We start from the raw sequence: 17,651 nt of genomic DNA on the forward strand, positions 1-17,651 counted from the left end.
TGTCTTCCTGTCCGAGGCTAGTCAATGCATAGCGGGCTATAAGGTCTGCCCGTATGACGGATTACGCATTCCACGTAACTGGTAGGGTCAAAGCCTTCCTCGATGATCATATGACTTGCCAGTTGGTGGAAGAATTCGTCTGGGTTAACGCAGGCCTCGGGGGCCATCACGCCGTGTCGAGTAATCTTCCCGTTGATTAGCATCTTGAGGATGATGGCTGTCGGTATGCAGGTAAGGTGCGCCATATCGTCCACTTGTAGCCTGGAGCGCATATGCACTCCGGCCGTGCTGGTTTTGCCATGGTGGTCTGGTCCTCTGGCAACCGCGCCGAGAGGCGAGAAGAAATGCCTGAACGAATCTGTCGCAGCATGTATCAGGTAGTGGGCAATATCTTCTGGATTTCTTGTGGTGTCAGACAGGATCAAAGCCAGCCTTTCAGCGGCTTTCTGAACAGACTGCGGCGTATCGTGCGCCACCATTCTGGCCGCTTTGTTAAGCGCATAAATGATGTAGCCAGGCAGGTTCATCAGGTTGAGGGACTGTTTGATATGAGGGTAGCTTCGCGGCAGCGTAATCGGTTCCGGGTGGCCAATAATATGGCATTGATCTGATCCTCTTCCCGGGAATGCAAGCTTTACAGGCGTCAGCGGCGTCACCTTGGTGATGGCGCCGTGCTGGAATGCCTCGATCTGGCCTGATGCTTGCTGAATCCAGTGCCGGGTGGCGGCTGTGGGCCTGCCTGCCTCATCAATCAGGTCCGGATCATCACCGTGCTGTAAGGGGCCGCCGGTCCCCCAGAAAGTATAGATTTCCTCGGCCTTGGGGAGAGCCTCCAGCGCTTTTGCGGCAAGGAGGTTGGAAATACCCGGGCTCGCGCCTGCCCCGATTATGGCGGTAACGCCGCAGTCTCTGGCCTGTGAGTCCAGTGCCAGCATTTCCTGCGTTGGCTCAGGATCGTCACAGATATCAATGTAGTGAACCCCGGCCCTGATGGCAGCGGACAGTACGCGACAACCGAACAGGTAGTAGGGGCCTACGGTAGAAATCACCACATCACAGCCTTGCAGGGCCATTTGGAGGGAGCTGTCACACTGCGCATCGACTTGCGCCGCGCTGGCCTTCCTTCCCAGTGAGTCCGCAAAACAGGCGGCTTTCCCCGGGTCCTTGTCTGCAATGACGACCTCTGTCACCGCCGGGTCGTCAAGTATCTCGCGCACGGCCACTCTGCCCATTTCTCCGCAGCCACCCAGGGCCAGAATCTTCATCGGTTTGTCTCACGCAGCCGGCATATCGGACAGATTACGAGTGATAAACGCCAAAATCAAGTAATTGCTTGGTTTGGCGGGCATAGGTGACCGCCCAGGTGCGGTATGGGCAAGAGTCGGGGGAATTAGGGTGGGTGTCAGAAAAGGTTAAAGAAAGCGTGCTTGTTATCTTGCAGAGCCACGAACCAGTGCCACTATCATCTCGGCACAATGCTCTGCGATGGCGCCATAGTCTGATTCTTCCATATCTGCGGCGATACTGATCGCCCCCCAAAAGCTGACCAGCATGAAGGCGGAAGGTACGGTTAGCTGTGATGGGTTGGCGTCGGGCTGCTGGGCAAGAATGTCCTCGGCGCAGGCGGTGATTGATTGCTCGACGATCCTGTTGTCCACGGGAAGAAGATTCTTTCTCGTCTTTATCGCACGCTCAAGCTCCACGGCAGCTCGCGGAGAAAAGCCGTCAATGTTCAACAAGTCCAGCACATAAGACGTGTAGGCGGACTTTAACGTGCTTGGTGCCTGGGGGGTGCCGAGGTGCTTGTCAGCTACGATGCTGAGCCGATCAAACCAGCGTGTATAGAGGGCGTGGAGTATGGAATCCTTGTTGGGGAAATAGTGATATAGCGTGGAAATATTGATGCCGCACTCAGCGGCGATGCGATTGGTATTGAGCGACTCAACCCCTTCATGCTCAATGATTTCCAGTGAGATGGTAAGAATCTTGTTGAAGGTATTTAACGCTCTGCCTTTTTCCGGCTGATAATACTCAACCGTCCCAGCCTTATGCGACTCTGCTCCCACCAGCTGCCTCCTTCAACAGGTCTGTCGTGCCATGTATCGACCGGCCGATTGTAGCACGCCCCCTGGCTAGCCATCCCGGCAAGGACTCGGCTCCTGCGTTCGCAGATGCGGTGGCGCCCAGAAGTCTCTGGGGTCAGGTCTCCCAATTACCACTGAAAACGTTCCTTTGGGAAATGAGAGACCTGACCCCAATGATGCTTGTTGGCGGGTTGCTCCAGCTGCTCGTTGCGGCAGGCATCCGGTTCCTGGATCACCCCCGCTTCCGATACTGCCCCGGCGTCATCCCGGCAACCTGCCGAAAAGACCGCCTCAGACTCGCCTCGTCAGCAAAGCCAAGCCCATGGGCAATCACCGCCACCGGTCGCTCTGTGCTGATCAGCTGCTCACCGACCTGATTCATTTTCACCAGCCGCATCAGCTTGCCGCAGGAATAGCCGCTTTTCTCGAGCACACGCCGCTGCAGGGTGCGCGGTGATGTGTTCATGGCGGTGGCCAGCTTAGCGGTATCCAGCTCGGTCGCGGGCATGGCCTCGATATGCTGAATCAGGGTGCGCAACCAGCCCCCGCGCTGGATCAATATGGGCACATTCTGCAACGGGGTCTGCTTGCCTTCCGGGCGAGGCAGCACCATATGCCGTCGAATATCCGCCACCATCGGCGCCCCGCACTCGGCCTCCAGAATGGCCAGCGCGAGGGGCAGGTAGCCGCTCACGCCTGAGGCGGTCGCATGGGCGCTCGCATACACGAGGGTTTCATGGGGCCGCCATTGCACGGCGGGAAACGCCTGCCCTGCCAGTTCGCGAAGCCACCAGGTCGTGGTGGCGGGTGCGTTATCCAGGCGCCCGGTGCTGGCCACCAGCATGACGCCGGTGCAGTAGCTCCAGAAGCGTGTGCTTCGTGGCAGCGCTTTAAGGGCCTGCACCAGTCCCTTGTCCGTGGCGGCGATCGCGGTGCTGCGGTCCCGCCAGGCGCCGGGCACCAGTACGGCGTCGACGGTGGCATCAGCCAGCGGTTCGGTAGGCAGCGTCAGCCCGTTGGCCGTGGGTATGTCACCGCCCGGTTCGCTCAGCCAGCAAAAGGAGAAGCGGCGGCGCCCCAGGCGCAGATTGGCCGCCAGGAGCAAGTCCGAGAATGCGAACAGCCCCGCAGGCAGGCAGTCGGGGTAAATCACCAGGCCGATCTTCATGTTGGCATGATTCGCACTAATTATGTCGATTAATGCCAGCGTAGCGGCAGGCGAAGGTCCGCACAATAGCTACCTCAACAAGAAGAGGTTGCTATGAAAATCACCCAACTGCGCAACGCCACAATACTGATCTCCACCGGAGGCTATCGCATCCTGGTCGACCCCATGCTGGCCCCCAAGGGCAGTATCCCGGCCTTGAAGTACGCCACCCGAAGCCGCAGGCGCAACCCGCTGGTTGATCTGCCCGCTGATGCCGAGGCCCTGCTCTCAACGGTGACCCACGCCCTGATTACCCATTGTCAGAAGGGCCATTTTGACCACCTTGATCGCGCTGGCAGCAAGTGGCTCCGGGAGCGGCAGATCCCCGTGTTTTGCATGCCGGAGGATGCTGATTTTTTGCGCAAGAAAGGGCTGGTGGTGCAGCCGCTGGAGTCGGGGCGTCAGGCCTTTCTCTCAGGAGAGGTCACGCCCGTTCCCTGCACGCACGGTACCGGCCTGGTCGGCTCTTTCATGGCCCATGGGCATGGGTACTTTCTGACGTTTCCAAGGGAGCCGTCGCTCTATCTCGCCGGGGATACCATCCTGACGGCGCAAATCAGGGATTTCATTACCTGGGAGCAACCGGATATCTGCCTGCTTCCGGCAGGCGGTGCACGCTTTGATCTGGGTGGCGAGATCATCATGGGCGCTGAGGATATACTGGCGGTCAGCGGCATCACAAAAGGCGTGATTATCGCCAATCATCTTGAAGCGCTGGATCACTGCCCGGTGACGCGCGAGCAGCTGACAACGCTGAGAGACAAGCAGGGTCTCGGGGAGCGGTTGCGGGTGCCGGATGATGGGGAGACGGTGGTGCTACAGGCTGCGCCGCCTGACTGAAGCAAACCTTATGTTTTTTGCGCAGTCCCTGGGGTCAGGTCTCCCATTTCTCACTAAAAGTTTTTCTTTGGGAAATGAGAGGCCTGATCCTAATGACGTTTCTAATGATAATGACGCTTGGGAATTGGTTGCCCGTACAGAATGTGGATTGGGGCACCCATCGGGTGTCAGACATAGAGGAAGGAAGATGAAATCAGAAAGTGAACTGATCAGAGTTGCGGTTAACAGGCTTGTCATAGCTATCTGGGTGGCTGTGGTTGCTTTGCTCATTAATGCAGTCGTGTCAATTATCCCCTGGATGTTTGTTCCGCCCTACATTAGCCAGTTCAATCAATCCTGGTCTGTGGAGTCCGGCGAATATCAGGAAAATTTTCCGATGCCGGTTTCGACTGAGCGCAGTGAGCCTGCCAGACCCTTCTACGAACTGCCGCTTGAAGAAAAGATCGAGCAAGCCAGCGTGATTGCGGTGGCGGAATATAGAGAGGGCAGCGATGGCAGGATGCAGGCCATCATAACGGATATTCTCAAGAAAGAGCCGGGCACAGTGTCATATTATGATGTGGGTGATGAGCATCCGGGGTCCAGTTACTATCCGATGGAAGGCCGTAGTCATGGGGATGGCGTGATACTGTTCTTCACCGGATCGCCGGCACGGATGAGTGTGTCAATGACTTACCGAGGGGAGAGGATATCCAGCCTGGGCGATATGCCGCTTTCGCTATTCAGAGAAAAGTGTGGAGAGTAACCAAGGGCCGGGGATACAAGGGCCGACGCTAATGCGTCGGCCCTTTTTTGTTGCTTCCGTTATTTACTTCCGCTTCATCGAATCAAAAAACTCATTATTCGTCTTGGTCTGCTTCAGCCGATCAATCAGAAACTCGATGGCGCCGATCTCGTCCATGGGGTGCAGCACCTTGCGCAGTACCCACATGTTCTTCAGTTCATCCTCGCTCACCAGTCGTTCTTCACGACGGGTGCCGGATTTCTTGATGTGGATCGCCGGGAACACGCGCTTCTCGGACACTTTGCGGTCCAGATGCAGTTCCATGTTGCCGGTGCCTTTGAATTCTTCGTAGATCACTTCGTCCATCTTCGAACCGGTTTCCACCAGGGCCGTGGCCAGGATGGTCAGGCTGCCGCCTTCCTCGATATTCCGGGCGGCACCGAAGAAGCGCTTCGGTTTTTCCAGGGCGTGGGCGTCCACACCACCGGTGAGCACTTTGCCGGAGCTGGGCTGTACGGTGTTGTAGGCGCGGGCCAGACGGGTGATGGAATCCAGCAGGATGATGACGTCCTGTTTATGCTCGACCAGGCGCTTGGCCTTTTCGATGACCATTTCGGCAACCTGCACGTGGCGGGCCGGGGGCTCGTCGAAGGTCGAGGCAACCACTTCGCCGCGCACGGTGCGCGACATTTCGGTCACTTCCTCGGGCCGCTCGTCGATCAGCAGCACGATCATGTGGGATTCGGGGTTGTTGCGGGCGATGGAGTGGGCGATCTGTTGCAGGAGCATGGTCTTGCCGGCTTTCGGCGGGGCGACGATCAGGCCGCGCTGGCCTTTGCCGATCGGGGCCACCAGGTCGATCACGCGGCTGGTGATGTCCTCGGTGGAGCCGTTGCCCAGTTCCATCACCAGCCGTTCTGTGGGGAACAGCGGTGTCAGGTTTTCAAACAGGATCTTGTTTTTGGCGTTTTCCGGCTTGTCGAAGTTGATCTCGCTGACTTTCAGCAGGGCGAAGTAGCGTTCGCCTTCCTTCGGGGGCCGGATCTTGCCGGAAACCGTGTCGCCGGTGCGCAGGTTGAAGCGGCGGATCTGGCTGGGGGAGACGTAGATGTCATCCGGGCCGGCCAGATAGGAGCCTTCCGAGCTGCGCAGGAAGCCGAAGCCGTCCTGGAGGATCTCGAGGACACCGTCACCGTAGATGTCGGAGCCATTTTTGGCGGCTTTCTTGAGGATGGAGAAGATGACGTCTTGCTTGCGGGTGCGGGCGAGGTTTTCCAGACCCATTTCCCGGGCAATATCCAGCAGCTCTCCAATCGGCTTCTGCTTTAATTCAGACAGGTTCATCGGCGTGATTTGATTCCAGAAAGATTAGTGGTCATGTCCGGGCAGGGTGCCGGCAGGTATATGGTGTTTTCAGGAAATACTGCCCCGGCAAGGTGCCGCAAGGCATAGGGAAGTGCGAAACTGACCCGGAATGTACCACCCCTGGATCAGGGCTGTCCACCCCCTGCGCATGATGTCACGGCGACCCTGCCATGGGGCAGGGTCGCCGTCAGTGCCTGAGTGCGCGGGCTGCGCCTCAGAGGGTGCTGTCGAGGAAGGCGGTCAGCTGTGACTTGGACAAGGCGCCGACTTTGGAGGCTTCCACATTGCCGTTCTTGAACACGGTCAGGGTCGGGATGCCGCGCACACCGTACTTGCGCGGGGTGTCCGGGTTGTCGTCGATATTGATCTTGACGACCTTGAGGCGGCCTTCGTACTCCTTGACCACCTCTTCCAGGATCGGGGCGATCATCTTGCACGGGCCGCACCAGGGGGCCCAGTAGTCCACCAGTACCGGCTCATCGGCCTTGAGGACGTCCGCCTCGAAGCTGCTGTCGGAGGCGTTGATAATCTCGCCGCTCATTGAAGTCTCCTGAATTGGGTTAGCGTCAGGGATGATATCAGATCACGCCGTGCAATATTCAAGCCTGTCTGAGGTAATAGCAGCGATAGCCCTGCCACATCGCGGTCATCCCCTTGTCGCCGGGTTGGGCTACAATCGGGCAAACGCTGCCTTCACCACCATCAGCCAGTCAGGGAGAAGACATTGCCCCGCGCTACCCGCCGCAGCACGCCAGAGCAGCTGGCCGCCATAGATCTGGGTTCCAACAGCTTCCACATGGTGGTCGCCCGTCTGGTTCAGGGTGAATTGCAGGTCCAGGAGGGGCTGTCGGAGAAGGTGCAGCTGGGGGCCGGGCTGGATGAGCAGAACCGCATTACCGATGACGCCCGGGCCCGGGCGCTGGACTGTCTGGGGCGGTTTGCCCAGCGTATCCGTGGGGTGCCGCCCGCCGGGGTGCGAATAGTGGGCACCAACGCACTGCGTATGGCACGCAATGCCCGGGAGTTCATCCGTGAGGCCGAAGCCGTGCTGGGCCACGATATCGAGATTGTGGCGGGTCGGGAGGAGGCGCGGCTGATCTATCTGGGGGTCAGCCATTCCCTGGCGGACCAGCCCGGGCGGCGTCTGGTGGTGGATATCGGCGGTGGCAGTACGGAGCTGATCATCGGTGAGCGCTTCGAGGCGCTGGAGACCGAATCACTGCATATGGGCTGCGTCAGCTTCACCCGGCGTTTCTTCCCCGAGGGGCAGTGCACGGACAAGGCGTTCGACAAGGCGATCACCGCGGCCCGGCAGGAGGTGCTGAGCCTGGAAGCGGCCTATCGTCGCACGGGCTGGCAGCAGGCGGTGGGGGCGTCCGGCTCGGTCAAGGCGATTGCCCAGGTATGCCAGGACAACGGCTGGAGCGAGGGCGAGATCACGCTGGAGGGTCTGCATCGGGCGCGTCGCAAGCTGGTCAAGGCGGGCACGGTGGACGGTGCGGGGCTCAAGGGGCTGCGCGAGGACCGGATGCCCATCTTCCCGGCCGGGCTGGCGATTCTGACCGGCATCTTCGAACAGCTCGGCATCACCAGCATGACGCTCTCCAGTGGCGCGCTGCGCGAGGGCGTGCTGTATGACCTGCTGGGACGGCTGGACCATGAGGACGTGCGTGAGCGCAGCATCGGCGCGCTGATGAGTCGCTACCATGTGGATGCCGCCCAGGCGCAGCGGGTGTGTGACACGGCGGCGGGGTTCCTGGCCCAGGTGGCGACGCCCTGGGGTCTGGACGCGGATGAGCACGCCGACGCCCTGCGTTGGGGCGCCCAATTGCACGAAGTGGGGCTGTCTGTGTCGCACAGTCAGTTTCACAAGCACGGCGCCTACCTGATCGAGAATTCGGATCTGGCGGGGTTCTCACGTCAGACCCAGCTGGTGCTGGCGACGCTGGTGCGCGGGCATCGCCGCAAGGTGCCGATGGCGGTGCTGGAGGCGCTGCCGCAGGAAGATCAGGCCTCGACCCTGCGCCTGTGTCTGCTGCTGCGTCTGGCGGCACGCCTGCACCATGCGCGCAGCGACGCCCCCCTGCCGGAGATGGCGCTGCACGCTGACGAGGGGCAGTTGACGCTCGCTTTCCCCGAGGGGTGGCTGGCCGATCACCCGTTGACCCAGGCCGATCTGGAGCAGGAGCAGGAATATTTTGCCGGGGCGGGGGTGACGCTGGTGGTGCGCTGACCTCAGGTCAGCGCTTCCAGCAGCAGGCTCTGTGCGATAGCCGGTGTGTCCTCGGCGGCGGCGCTGAGGCGCCGGTAGCTGCCATCGGCAGACAAGGTCCAGGCTTGTGCATTGTCCTCCAGGTAGTATTCCAGCCCCTCGCGAATCACCCGCTTGCGCAGCTTCGGGTCGGTGATCGGGAAACAGGTTTCCACCCGGTTCACCAGATTGCGTTCCATCCAGTCGGCGCTGGACAGATAGACCTTTTCGTCGCCGCCATTCAGGAAATAGTAAATCCGTGTGTGCTCCAGAAAACGACCGATGATGGAACGCACCCGGATGTTGTCCGAGACGCCGGGTATTCCCGGGCGCAGACAGCACATGCCGCGCACGATCAGGTCGATCTGCACGCCCGCCTGGCTGGCGGTGTACAGGGCGCGCATGATCTGCGGCTCGGTCAGGGCGTTGAACTTGGCGATAATGCGCGCCGGTTGACCCGCCCGGGCCGCCTCGGTCTCGGCGGCAATCAGTTCCAGCAGGCCGCTGTGCAGGGTAAACGGCGAATGCATCAGTTGTTTCAGCCGCGCCGCCTTGCCCATGCCCGTCAGTTCCAGAAAGATCTTGTGCACGTCCTGGCACAGGCCTTCATTGGCGGTCAGCAGGCCGTAGTCCGTATACACCTTGGTGGTCTTGGTGTGGTAGTTGCCGGTACCGAGGTGGGCATAGCGGCGTATGCCGTCCTGCTCGCGGCGCACTACCAGGATCATCTTGGCGTGGGTTTTGTAGCCGACAATGCCGTACACGACGATGGCGCCTGCTTCCTGCAGGCGTCTCGCGCCTTCGATATTGCTTTCTTCGTCAAAGCGGGCGCGCAGCTCGATCACCACGGTGACTTCCTTGCCGTTGCGGGCGGCGGTCTCCAGGTGATCCAGAATTTCGGAGTCGGTGCCGGTGCGATACAGGGTCTGCTTGATGGCCAGCACCTTGGGGTCGCGCGCCGCTTCGGCCAGAAAATTCACCACCGGGGTGAAGGATTCAAACGGGTGGTGCAGCAGGATATCGCCCTGGCGAATCACATCAAACAGGGATTCCGCGCTCTTGATCCGGGCCGGGACTTTCGGCGTAAAGGGTGGATAGCGCAGGCGCGGGCGGCGCACGTCGGTAAACATGCGCGCCAGATTCACCGGGCCGTTCACTTCATACAGATCTTCTTCGCCCAGCTCGAACTTGCGCAGCAGGTAATCGATCAGGTGACGTGGGCAGTTGTCTGCCACTTCCAGGCGCACTTCGTCGCCATAGCGGCGCAGCAGCAGCTCGCCTTTCAGGGCGAGGGCCAGATCATCCACATCTTCGTCCACTTCCAGGTCGGCGTTGCGGGTCACGCGGAACTGATAACAGCCGGTGGCTTTCATGCCGGGGAACAGATCACTGACATGGGCGTGGATCATCGACGAGAGAAACACGAAGTTGTCATTGCCGTCGATGCAGATGTCGTCCGGCATGCGGATGATGCGGGGCAGGGAGCGCGGCGCGGGCACGATGGCCAGGCCGGTCTTGCGGCCGAAGGCGTCCTTGCCGTCCAGCGGCACGATGAAGTTCAGGCTTTTGTTGACCAGCCGCGGAAACGGGTGGGCCGGGTCCAGAGCGATGGGGGTCAGCACCGGATAGATCTGGTCGCGGAAGTAGCGTTTGACCCAGGCTTCCTGCTCCGGGGTCCAGTACTCGCGGCGCAGGAAGTTGACCCCTTCGGTGGCCAGCGCAGGCAGCAGGATATCGTTGAGGATGTGATACTGGCGCGTTACCGCCTCGTGGGCGGTTTCGCTGATGCGCCGGAGCACTTCACCGGGCAGCAGGCCATCGGGCCCTGGCTGGCCGGTGCCGGTCTGCAACTGGTTCTGCAGGCCGGCGACGCGGATCTCGAAAAACTCGTCCATGTTGCTGGAAAAAATCAGCAGGAAATTGAGCCGTTCCATCAAGGGATGGCGCTCATCCATGGCCTGCTCCAGCACGCGCAGGTTGAATTGCAGCAGGCTCAGGTCCCGGTTGATGTACCACTCCGGGTGGTCCTGTTCTGTCGATGCCGGGTCAATCACTGCGTCGTTCATGGATGACGGCCTGTCCGAAAAAGAGTCCCCTATTGCATGACATTAATGTGACGTTCGTATTACCGCGAGCCCTGACGTAACAAGGTGGCGGCCTCTTTGGCAAAGTAGGTGAGGATGCCATCGGCCCCGGCGCGGCGGATGCCCAGCAGCGATTCCAGAATCACCGCGTCGCGGTCCAGCCAGCCGTTCTGGAAGGCGGCCACGTGCATGGCGTACTCGCCGCTTACCTGATAAACGAAGGTCGGCACGCCGAACTGTGTCTTGACCCGCTGGACGATATCCAGGTACGGCATGCCCGGCTTGATCATCACCATATCGGCGCCTTCGGCCAGATCCAGAGCCACTTCCTGCAGGGCTTCGTCGCTGTTGCCCGGGTCCATCTGGTAGGTGCGCTTGTCGGCCTTGCCCAGATTGCTGGCGGAGCCTACGGCGTCGCGGAACGGGCCGTAATAGGCGGAGGCATATTTGGCGGCGTAGCTGAGGATACGGGTATGCACCTGCCCGGCGTCTTCCAGCGCGGTGCGGATGGCGCCGATACGGCCGTCCATCATGTCGCTGGGGGCCACCACGTCGGCACCGGCTTCCGCATGGCTCAGGGCCTGGCGCACCAGAGCGTCGAGGGTGACATCATTGAGCACATAGCCCTGGTCATCGACGATGCCGTCCTGGCCGTGGCTGGTGAAGGGGTCCAGGGCGACATCGGTGATCACGCCCATCTCCGGCACGGCGTCCTTGATCGCCCGCACGGCACGCTGGGCCAACCCTTGCGGGTCCCAGGCGGCGGCGGCATCCAGGCTCTTGGCGTCTTGCGGGGTAACGGGGAACAGGGCCACGGCGGGGATACCCAGGGCGGCAAGTTGTTCGACTTCGCGCACCAGCAGATCAATGCTCAGGCGTTCCACCCCGGGCATGGAGGCCACGGCCTCGCTGCGTTGGGTGCCCTCCAGGACAAAAAGCGGGCAGATCAGATCATCGGCGCTGAGCCGGGTTTCGCGCATCAGGCGGCGGGAAAAATCGTCACGGCGCATGCGCCGCAGCCGGGTGGCTGGCCAGGGGGCGCGAGGAAACGGGGTGTGAATCACCTTGCTCTCCGAATATCCGGGATTAGGATGGTATGCCGACAGTGTAGCGCAGCGTGACACAAGGAGCAGCCTGACATGACGCCTCCCTTCCATCTTGCCTTTCCGGTGACCGACCTGGACGCCACGCGGCGCTTCTATGTTGAGGTGCTGGGTGCCGACCCCGGGCGGGCGACAGAGGCCTGGCAGGATTTTGATCTGTTCGGTCACCAGCTTTCGGCGCATCGGGTGGCGCAGGTGCCTGCGGCCGCAGCGAGCAGCCAGGTGGACGGTGTGGCGGTGCCGATTCCCCATTTCGGGGTCATTCTTTCCTGGCCGGTCTGGGAACAGCTTGCCATGCGTCTTCGCGATGCAGGCGTTCCGTTCCTGCTGGCGCCCGGTGTGCGCTTTGCCGGTCAGCACGGTGAGCAGGGCACATTTTTTGTTCAGGACCCTGACGGTCATGCGCTGGAGTTCAAGGCCTTCCGGCGTCGTGATGAGGTGTTTGCCTGATGGGCCGCTGGCGACCGCCGGGCAAGCCGGCCTCCAAATACATCACGCCCGAGGGATACCGTGCCCTCAACGACGAGCTGCAGTATTTGTGGAAGGAAAAGCGTCCGGCGATTACCCAGTCGGTGCAGGAAGCGGCGGCTCAGGGCGATCGGTCGGAGAATGCCGAATACATATATGGCAAGAAGATGCTGCGCGAGATCGACAGCCGTATCCGCTTTCTGTCGCGGCGGCTGGATGACATGGTGGTGGTGGATCGTCTGCCGGAAGATCAGAGCCGGGTGTTTTTCGGGGCCTGGGTGACCTTGCTGGATGAGCAGGACCAGACCCTGACCGTGCGCCTTGTCGGCCCGGATGAAACCGATTCGAAACGTCACTGGATCAGTATCGACTCACCGATGGCACGTGCCCTGCTGGGCAAACGGGTGGATGACGACGTGCTGGTGGCTACGCCCACCGGCGAACGCTGCTATGATCTGATGGCGATACGCTACGGCGACGACAGGCAGGACGCATGAACAAGATCCGTGACAAGCATATCAATTTCATTCGCAAATCCCTGGTTGGGGGGCTGGTGGTACTGTTGCCGCTGGCCATTATTGCGTTCTTCTTTCGCTGGATTTACAGCCTGGTGACCGATCTCACCTCGCCGGTGGCGATGATCTTCATTCGCGGCTTTGGCTGGCCCCAGTTTGCGGCCGATCTGATTGGCATCGCGACGCTGGTGTTGATCTGCTTCCTGGTGGGCAACCTGATAACCACCCGGCTTGGCAGCTGGGCCTGGAACCGCATGGAAGAGAGCGTGATGGCGCGGTTGCCTGGCTATCGTTCGGTGCGAGAAGTGATTGCCCAGATTCTGGGCGGCAAGGAAGACTCGCCGTTTTCCCGGGGCGAAGTGGCGCGTATCTGGCTGTATGGCCGTCAGGTGGACGTGTCGGTGCTCGGGCTGGTGACATCGCGTCATCCTGATGGCCGGGTGTCGGTCTTCGTGCCCACCGGGCCGAACCCGACCTCCGGGTTTATCTACCATGTCAGCATGGATGTGGTGACCCTGTGCCCCGAGATCCGGGTGGAGCAGATGATGAAGGTCGTAGTAGCCTGTGGTGCGGGCACCAGCAGCCTGATCGAAATCCTGCCGGATGCCTCGCTGCGGCCGGGCGGTCGCACTGACTTTGACGAACCCGGACAGACGACGGCGCCGGACGCGCCGAAGGAGTAGAGATGAAATTCGCGGTAATGCTGGCGGGCAGTGGTGTCTTCGACGGCTCGGAAATCTACGAGACCACGCTGACCCTGCTGAATCTGGATCGTGCTGATATCGCGTATCAGTGCATGGCGCCGGATATCCCCCAGGCGCATGTCATCAATCACATGACCGGTGAAGAGATGCCCGGTGAATCCCGCAACGTGCTGATCGAGGCGGCCCGGGTGGCCCGGGGTGAGATCATCGATCTGGCGCAGGCGGACCCGGCGGATTACGACGCCCTGATCGTGCCGGGCGGTTTCGGTGTGGCCAAGAACCTGTGTGACTTTGCCTTCAAGGGCGACGCCATGCAGATCCATCCGGCGGTCAGGCAATTCATTCAGGCGGTGCACCAGGCGGGCAAGCCGGTGGGCCTGATCTGTATTGCGCCCACCATGGCCGCGCAGCTGTTCGGCGAAGGCACCGCCTGCACCATCGGCAGCAATGAAGAGGTGGCGGCCGCGATTGGCAAGATGGGCGGCAAGCACATCAGTTGCCCGGTCACGGACGTGGTGGTGGATGAAGCGAAAAAGCTGATTACCACGCCGGCCTATATGGAGGCCGGGCGCATTCGTGAGGCGGCGGACGGTATCGAGAAACTGGTGGCGCGCCTGATCGATATGGCGAAGGCGGCCTGAAGCCGGTTACAGCCGCATCATCGGCAAGGGACTGAAGGGATGGGTGGCCATGCGCTTCAGGGTCATCTGCACCAGCCGGGTATGGAAGCCCTCGTCCGGGAAGCGATCACACACTTCTGCAATAAAGTCCCGGGGCACATCGAAGGTCAGCCAGCGCAGGGACACATCAATCCAGTCGCCCCGCCGGAACAGTTCCGCCAGGGGAGGCTCGCCCGGCCGTGCCGGCTCAGCACCGCCGTCGCGGATGGGCCGCATGCGGTGATGCTGGGCGATCATGATGTCGATTTCCGCTTGCCAGGCGCTGCGCGCGATGCTGTCCAGATAGTCGCGCGCCAGGCGCCGTGACGGCGGCAGATAGTCGAAGGTGCGTGCGGTCCAGATGCCCAGGTCATGGAAGGCGGTGGCGATGGCCACCTTGCTGACCGTGTCTGCCGTGTTCTCGCATTGCGCCAGGGTAAAGTTAAGCACCCGGTAGCAATGATGCCGGTAGGGCTCATAGTCACAGCCCAGGGCGGCACGGTGGGCGCCCAGAATTTCATCCAGCAGTGTGACTTGATCGTAGATCTGCATCCGCTTCCCTCGCCAGTTCCCCGATTCTAGCCTATTCTTGCCCGGTTCGTGTGTCGGGGGTCAAAAAATGCGCTTCACAACAAAATTGAAATCGGTGCGTGGTGTTCTGGCAGGATTGCTGCTGCTGTCTGGCCTGTCTGCGCAGGCGGCGGATTACGGTATCGGGATCGATGTCATCCGGGTGATCGACCAGAATCAGGACGATGGCATGTTCAATGTCTTCGTGCAGGCGCCTGCCGGTGCCGGGGCCTTGTATGCCGCCTACGCCAGCGGCGACAACCTGAATATCGTCGAGCTGGCCTACAAGCACTACCTGGGCGGGCGCATGAACGGTGCGTTTTTCCAGGCTGGGGTGGGGTATTACGATGGCAACAACGACGATGACCTGGGCTTTGTCGGGGCGTTCGGTTACGAACGTAAACTGGCCAGGCATTTTGCGGTGAGCGGCGCGGTGCGCATGGTCGCGGGTGTCGACGAGAACCTGATCGGTTACCGCGAAACCCCGGTCTATCAACCGGTGCTGGGCTTTATGCTGGCGTTCTGACAAGCGGTCGAACAGGCGCTCTGTTCACGGCAGCGCCTGTTCCGCCTCCTCCAGCGTTTCCATGGCCTCCAGCAGGGCGGCTTCCAGCGTTTCCTGCTCTTGCCGCAGTCGGCCCTGGCGCGCCACCAGATCGGTCAGGCGTGCTTTCTGTTCGGGCTGATACAGCGTTTCGTCGGCCAACTCGCTTTCCAGTGCAGCCAGCGTTTGCTGGCAGTGCTCCAGTTTCTTTTCCTGTTGGGTGACGGCCTGCAGCAAGGGCCGCAGCGCATTGCGCCGTTGCGCTGCTTCCTGGCGCTTGGCGCGGGCGTCCACGCGTGGGGCTTCAGTGGGCGCCGGGCGGCTCTCGCTGCGCTGGGCTTTCTGCCGTTCGCGCAACCAGCGCGCATAGTCATCCAGGTCGCCATCGAACGGCGTGACGCTGCCGCCGGCCACCAGCACCAGTTCATCCACGGTGGTTTCCAGCAGATGCCGGTCGTGGGACACCAGCACCACGGCGCCCTCGAACGCCTGCAGGGCCAGCGTCAGCGCTTCGCGCATGTCCAGATCCAGGTGGTTGGCCGGTTCGTCCAGCAGCAACAGGGCCGGGCGGGTCTGTACCAGCAGGGCCAGGGCCAGGCGTGATTTTTCACCGCCCGAAAAACGTGCCACCGGCGCAAAGACATCATCACCGTGGAAACCGAAACGGCCCAGCTCACTGCGCACGGCGCTTTCTTCCCAGCGTGGTTGGGCGGCCTGCATCAGGGATACCGGTGTGCCGTCGGCGGGCAGGGCATCAACCTGTTGCTGATGGAAATAGCCGATCACCAGCTCCGGGCCGATGGTGAAGCGTCCGGACAAGGGCGCCAGTTGCCCGGCCAGGGTACGAATCAGGGTCGATTTGCCCGCGCCATTGGGGCCCAGCAGGCCAATGCGGCTCTCCGGGCGCAGGCTCAGATCGACCTGCGAGAGGATGGCGGTTTCGTGATCGCCGTCGCGATAGCCGCAGCGCACCTGTTCCAGATCCAGCATCGGGTTGGGCAGTTTCAGCGGGGCCGGGAAAGTGAAGCGGAAGCCGTCGGCCACATGGGCCGGGGCACTGAGTTCCAGCTTTTCCAGGGCTTTGACCCGGCTCTGCGCCTGGCGGGCCTTGCTGGCCTTGGCCTTGAAGCGGGCAATGAATTGCTTCAGGTGCTCGGCCTGGGCGACCTGCTTGCGGTACTCGCTTTCCTGGTGCGCCAGCTGCTCGGCGCGCAGCCGCTCGAAGTCGCTGTAGTTGCCGGTGTAATGGGTGAGCGTGCTGCGCTCGATATGCAGGATGTGCCCGACCACCGTATCGAGAAAGTCCCGGTCATGGGAGATCAGCACCAGGGTGCCGGGGAACTGGCGCAGCCAGTCCTGCAGCCACAGTACGGCGTCCAGATCCAGGTGGTTGGTGGGCTCATCAAGCAGCAGCAGGTCAGCATCGGAGAGCAGCACGCGGGCCAGATTCAGGCGCATGCGCCAGCCGCCGGAAAAGCTGGCGACGGGCTGCTGCTGCGTGGCCTCGGCAAAACCGAGCCCGGCGAGCACCGTGGCCGCGCGGGCGGGCTGGGTCCAGGCATCCAGCGCTTCCAGCCGGGCATGGGCCAGGGCGATGGCGCTGCCGTCGGCGGCCTGCTCGGCGTCGGCCAGCGCCTGCTGTGCCGCACGCAGGGCCTCGTGGCCGTCGAGCACATACTCCAGCGCGGGCTGGGCCAGCGCGGGCACTTCCTGGTCCATGGTCGCCACGCGCCAGTCTGCGGGGCGATGGTAGTTGCCCCGGTCGGCCTCGAGACGGCCGTTGAGCAGGTTGAGCAGCGAGCTCTTGCCACAGCCGTTGCGTCCGGTCAGGCCGACTTTCCAGCCACTGTACAGGCTGATGTTGGCGTCACGGATCAGGACATCCGGGCCGCGGCGCAGATCCAGGTGTTCCAGGCGCAGCATGGCAAACCACGGGGTGATGAATGAGGCTGGCAAGTGTAGGCGGCGGGGTGGCTGGCGGCAATGTGCTGCCGGTGTGCACAATGAGCAGCTGATGAAGGCGTATCAGGCGAGGGGAGGCCGGCATGACATCAACAGAAGCAGGTGCCGATATCTGGCATTACGCCCTGCGGTTATGGAAACGGCCAGGTGTCACCAGTGCGGCGCTGGTGTTGCAGGATCGCCATGGGGTGTCGGTGTGCCTGGCGCTGGCGGCCCTGTGGCTGGCGGAGCAGGACATCACGCCTGATGCGACGCTGGCCGACATGCTGGTGGAGACCGCCGGGGACTGGGAGCAGCAACGTATTGCGCCGTTGCGCGGTCTGCGTCGTCAGGCGTCTGCACGCGCGGACTGGGCGGACTGGAAGCGCGCGCTTCAGGATGCAGAGCTGGAAGCCGAGCGGTTGCTGCTGCGGGAGCTGGCGGTGCTGGTGGCTCAGCGCCCCTGGCCGCGAGGCCAGAGTGACCGGCATGCCTGGTTGCTGCTGGTGTTGCCGGACATGGCGCAGTGCGAAAGCCTGGCGCAGGCCGTGTCTGCGCTGTTGGCCGTCTGCGAGGACTGACTCAGGGCGCC

General features: G+C 61.8%; 18 protein-coding genes. 9 read left to right on the top strand and 9 right to left on the bottom strand.

What is annotated here, in order from left to right; translation table 11 throughout:
• Positions 1–17 precede the first annotated feature (17 nt).
• The 3 genes from DKW65_RS01245 to DKW65_RS01255 all read right to left on the bottom strand — a co-directional run bounded on the left by DKW65_RS01245 (position 18) and on the right by DKW65_RS01255 (position 3,252).
• A complete protein-coding gene (locus DKW65_RS01245) occupies positions 18–1,265 on the bottom strand; it encodes a saccharopine dehydrogenase family protein (RefSeq protein ID WP_111655545.1) in 1,248 nt (415 codons plus the stop codon).
• 165 nt (positions 1,266–1,430) lie between these two features.
• Positions 1,431–2,066: a TetR/AcrR family transcriptional regulator gene (locus DKW65_RS01250; RefSeq protein WP_162925637.1), complete on the bottom strand. Its 636-nt coding sequence runs from the start codon at positions 2,064–2,066 to the stop codon at positions 1,431–1,433.
• A gap of 250 nt (positions 2,067–2,316) precedes the next feature.
• Entirely contained in the window at positions 2,317–3,252 is a 936-nt protein-coding gene (locus DKW65_RS01255) for a GlxA family transcriptional regulator (RefSeq protein ID WP_111655547.1), read from the bottom strand.
• A gap of 93 nt (positions 3,253–3,345) precedes the next feature.
• On the opposite strand from DKW65_RS01255, the gene DKW65_RS01260 reads away from it, so the two are divergent.
• Together DKW65_RS01260 and DKW65_RS01265 are read left to right on the top strand one after the other, a co-directional pair.
• Positions 3,346–4,131, top strand: a complete 786-nt coding sequence (locus tag DKW65_RS01260) for an MBL fold metallo-hydrolase (protein WP_111655548.1) — start codon at positions 3,346–3,348, stop codon at positions 4,129–4,131.
• A gap of 187 nt (positions 4,132–4,318) precedes the next feature.
• The gene (locus tag DKW65_RS01265; protein WP_111655549.1) at positions 4,319–4,876 is read left to right on the top strand and encodes a hypothetical protein; all 558 of its coding nucleotides are present in this window, start codon (positions 4,319–4,321) and stop codon (positions 4,874–4,876) included.
• Between the two features lie 63 nt (positions 4,877–4,939).
• Here DKW65_RS01265 and rho read toward each other — a convergent pair whose 3' ends face one another.
• Together rho and trxA are read right to left on the bottom strand one after the other, a co-directional pair.
• Entirely contained in the window at positions 4,940–6,199 is a 1,260-nt protein-coding gene (gene rho / locus DKW65_RS01270; protein WP_111655550.1) for a transcription termination factor Rho, read from the bottom strand.
• Positions 6,200–6,434: 235 nt separating this feature from the next.
• Positions 6,435–6,761, bottom strand: coding sequence for a thioredoxin TrxA (trxA, locus tag DKW65_RS01275; RefSeq protein WP_111655551.1), 327 nt, complete (start codon positions 6,759–6,761; stop codon positions 6,435–6,437).
• A 183-nt stretch (positions 6,762–6,944) separates the two neighbouring features.
• On the opposite strand from trxA, the gene ppx reads away from it, so the two are divergent.
• Positions 6,945–8,453, top strand: coding sequence for an exopolyphosphatase (gene ppx / locus DKW65_RS01280; protein ID WP_281271645.1), 1,509 nt, complete (start codon positions 6,945–6,947; stop codon positions 8,451–8,453).
• Between the two features lie 2 nt (positions 8,454–8,455).
• On the opposite strand, the gene ppk1 is transcribed toward ppx, so the two are convergent.
• The gene (gene ppk1 / locus DKW65_RS01285; RefSeq protein ID WP_111655552.1) at positions 8,456–10,537 is read right to left on the bottom strand and encodes a polyphosphate kinase 1; all 2,082 of its coding nucleotides are present in this window, start codon (positions 10,535–10,537) and stop codon (positions 8,456–8,458) included.
• Positions 10,538–10,596: 59 nt separating this feature from the next.
• Entirely contained in the window at positions 10,597–11,616 is a 1,020-nt protein-coding gene (hemB, locus tag DKW65_RS01290; protein WP_281271665.1) for a porphobilinogen synthase, read from the bottom strand.
• Between the two features lie 78 nt (positions 11,617–11,694).
• On the opposite strand from hemB, the gene DKW65_RS01295 reads away from it, so the two are divergent.
• The 4 genes from DKW65_RS01295 to elbB are packed head-to-tail and all read left to right on the top strand — an operon-like array spanning position 11,695 to position 13,986.
• Positions 11,695–12,108, top strand: a complete 414-nt coding sequence (locus tag DKW65_RS01295; protein WP_111655554.1) for a VOC family protein — start codon at positions 11,695–11,697, stop codon at positions 12,106–12,108.
• Entirely contained in the window at positions 12,108–12,623 is a 516-nt protein-coding gene (greB, locus tag DKW65_RS01300) for a transcription elongation factor GreB (RefSeq protein WP_111655555.1), read from the top strand. Before DKW65_RS01295 ends, greB begins: the two co-directional genes overlap by 1 nt.
• Positions 12,620–13,324 carry a DUF502 domain-containing protein gene (locus DKW65_RS01305; RefSeq protein WP_111655556.1) on the top strand — a complete coding sequence of 235 codons (705 nt, stop codon included), beginning with the start codon at positions 12,620–12,622 and terminating at the stop codon, positions 13,322–13,324. Before greB ends, DKW65_RS01305 begins: the two co-directional genes overlap by 4 nt.
• Before the next feature lie 2 nt (positions 13,325–13,326).
• Positions 13,327–13,986, top strand: a complete 660-nt coding sequence (gene elbB / locus DKW65_RS01310; protein ID WP_111655557.1) for an isoprenoid biosynthesis glyoxalase ElbB — start codon at positions 13,327–13,329, stop codon at positions 13,984–13,986.
• A gap of 6 nt (positions 13,987–13,992) precedes the next feature.
• Here the strand turns inward: elbB and DKW65_RS01315 are convergent, their stop codons facing one another.
• Positions 13,993–14,556: a phosphohydrolase gene (locus tag DKW65_RS01315; protein ID WP_111655558.1), complete on the bottom strand. Its 564-nt coding sequence runs from the start codon at positions 14,554–14,556 to the stop codon at positions 13,993–13,995.
• A 67-nt stretch (positions 14,557–14,623) separates the two neighbouring features.
• Here DKW65_RS01315 and DKW65_RS01320 point away from each other — a divergent pair, with 67 nt between their 5' ends.
• Entirely contained in the window at positions 14,624–15,100 is a 477-nt protein-coding gene (locus tag DKW65_RS01320) for a hypothetical protein (protein ID WP_162925638.1), read from the top strand.
• A gap of 24 nt (positions 15,101–15,124) precedes the next feature.
• Here DKW65_RS01320 and DKW65_RS01325 read toward each other — a convergent pair whose 3' ends face one another.
• Positions 15,125–17,041, bottom strand: a complete 1,917-nt coding sequence (locus DKW65_RS01325; RefSeq protein WP_111655560.1) for an ATP-binding cassette domain-containing protein — start codon at positions 17,039–17,041, stop codon at positions 15,125–15,127.
• 122 nt (positions 17,042–17,163) lie between these two features.
• On the opposite strand from DKW65_RS01325, the gene DKW65_RS01330 reads away from it, so the two are divergent.
• The gene (locus tag DKW65_RS01330) at positions 17,164–17,640 is read left to right on the top strand and encodes a TIGR02444 family protein (RefSeq protein WP_111655561.1); all 477 of its coding nucleotides are present in this window, start codon (positions 17,164–17,166) and stop codon (positions 17,638–17,640) included.
• Positions 17,641–17,651 lie beyond the last annotated feature (11 nt).

The sequence above is a fragment of the Isoalcanivorax indicus genome, assembly GCF_003259185.1.
GTDB classification, from domain to species: domain Bacteria; phylum Pseudomonadota; class Gammaproteobacteria; order Pseudomonadales; family Alcanivoracaceae; genus Isoalcanivorax; species Isoalcanivorax indicus.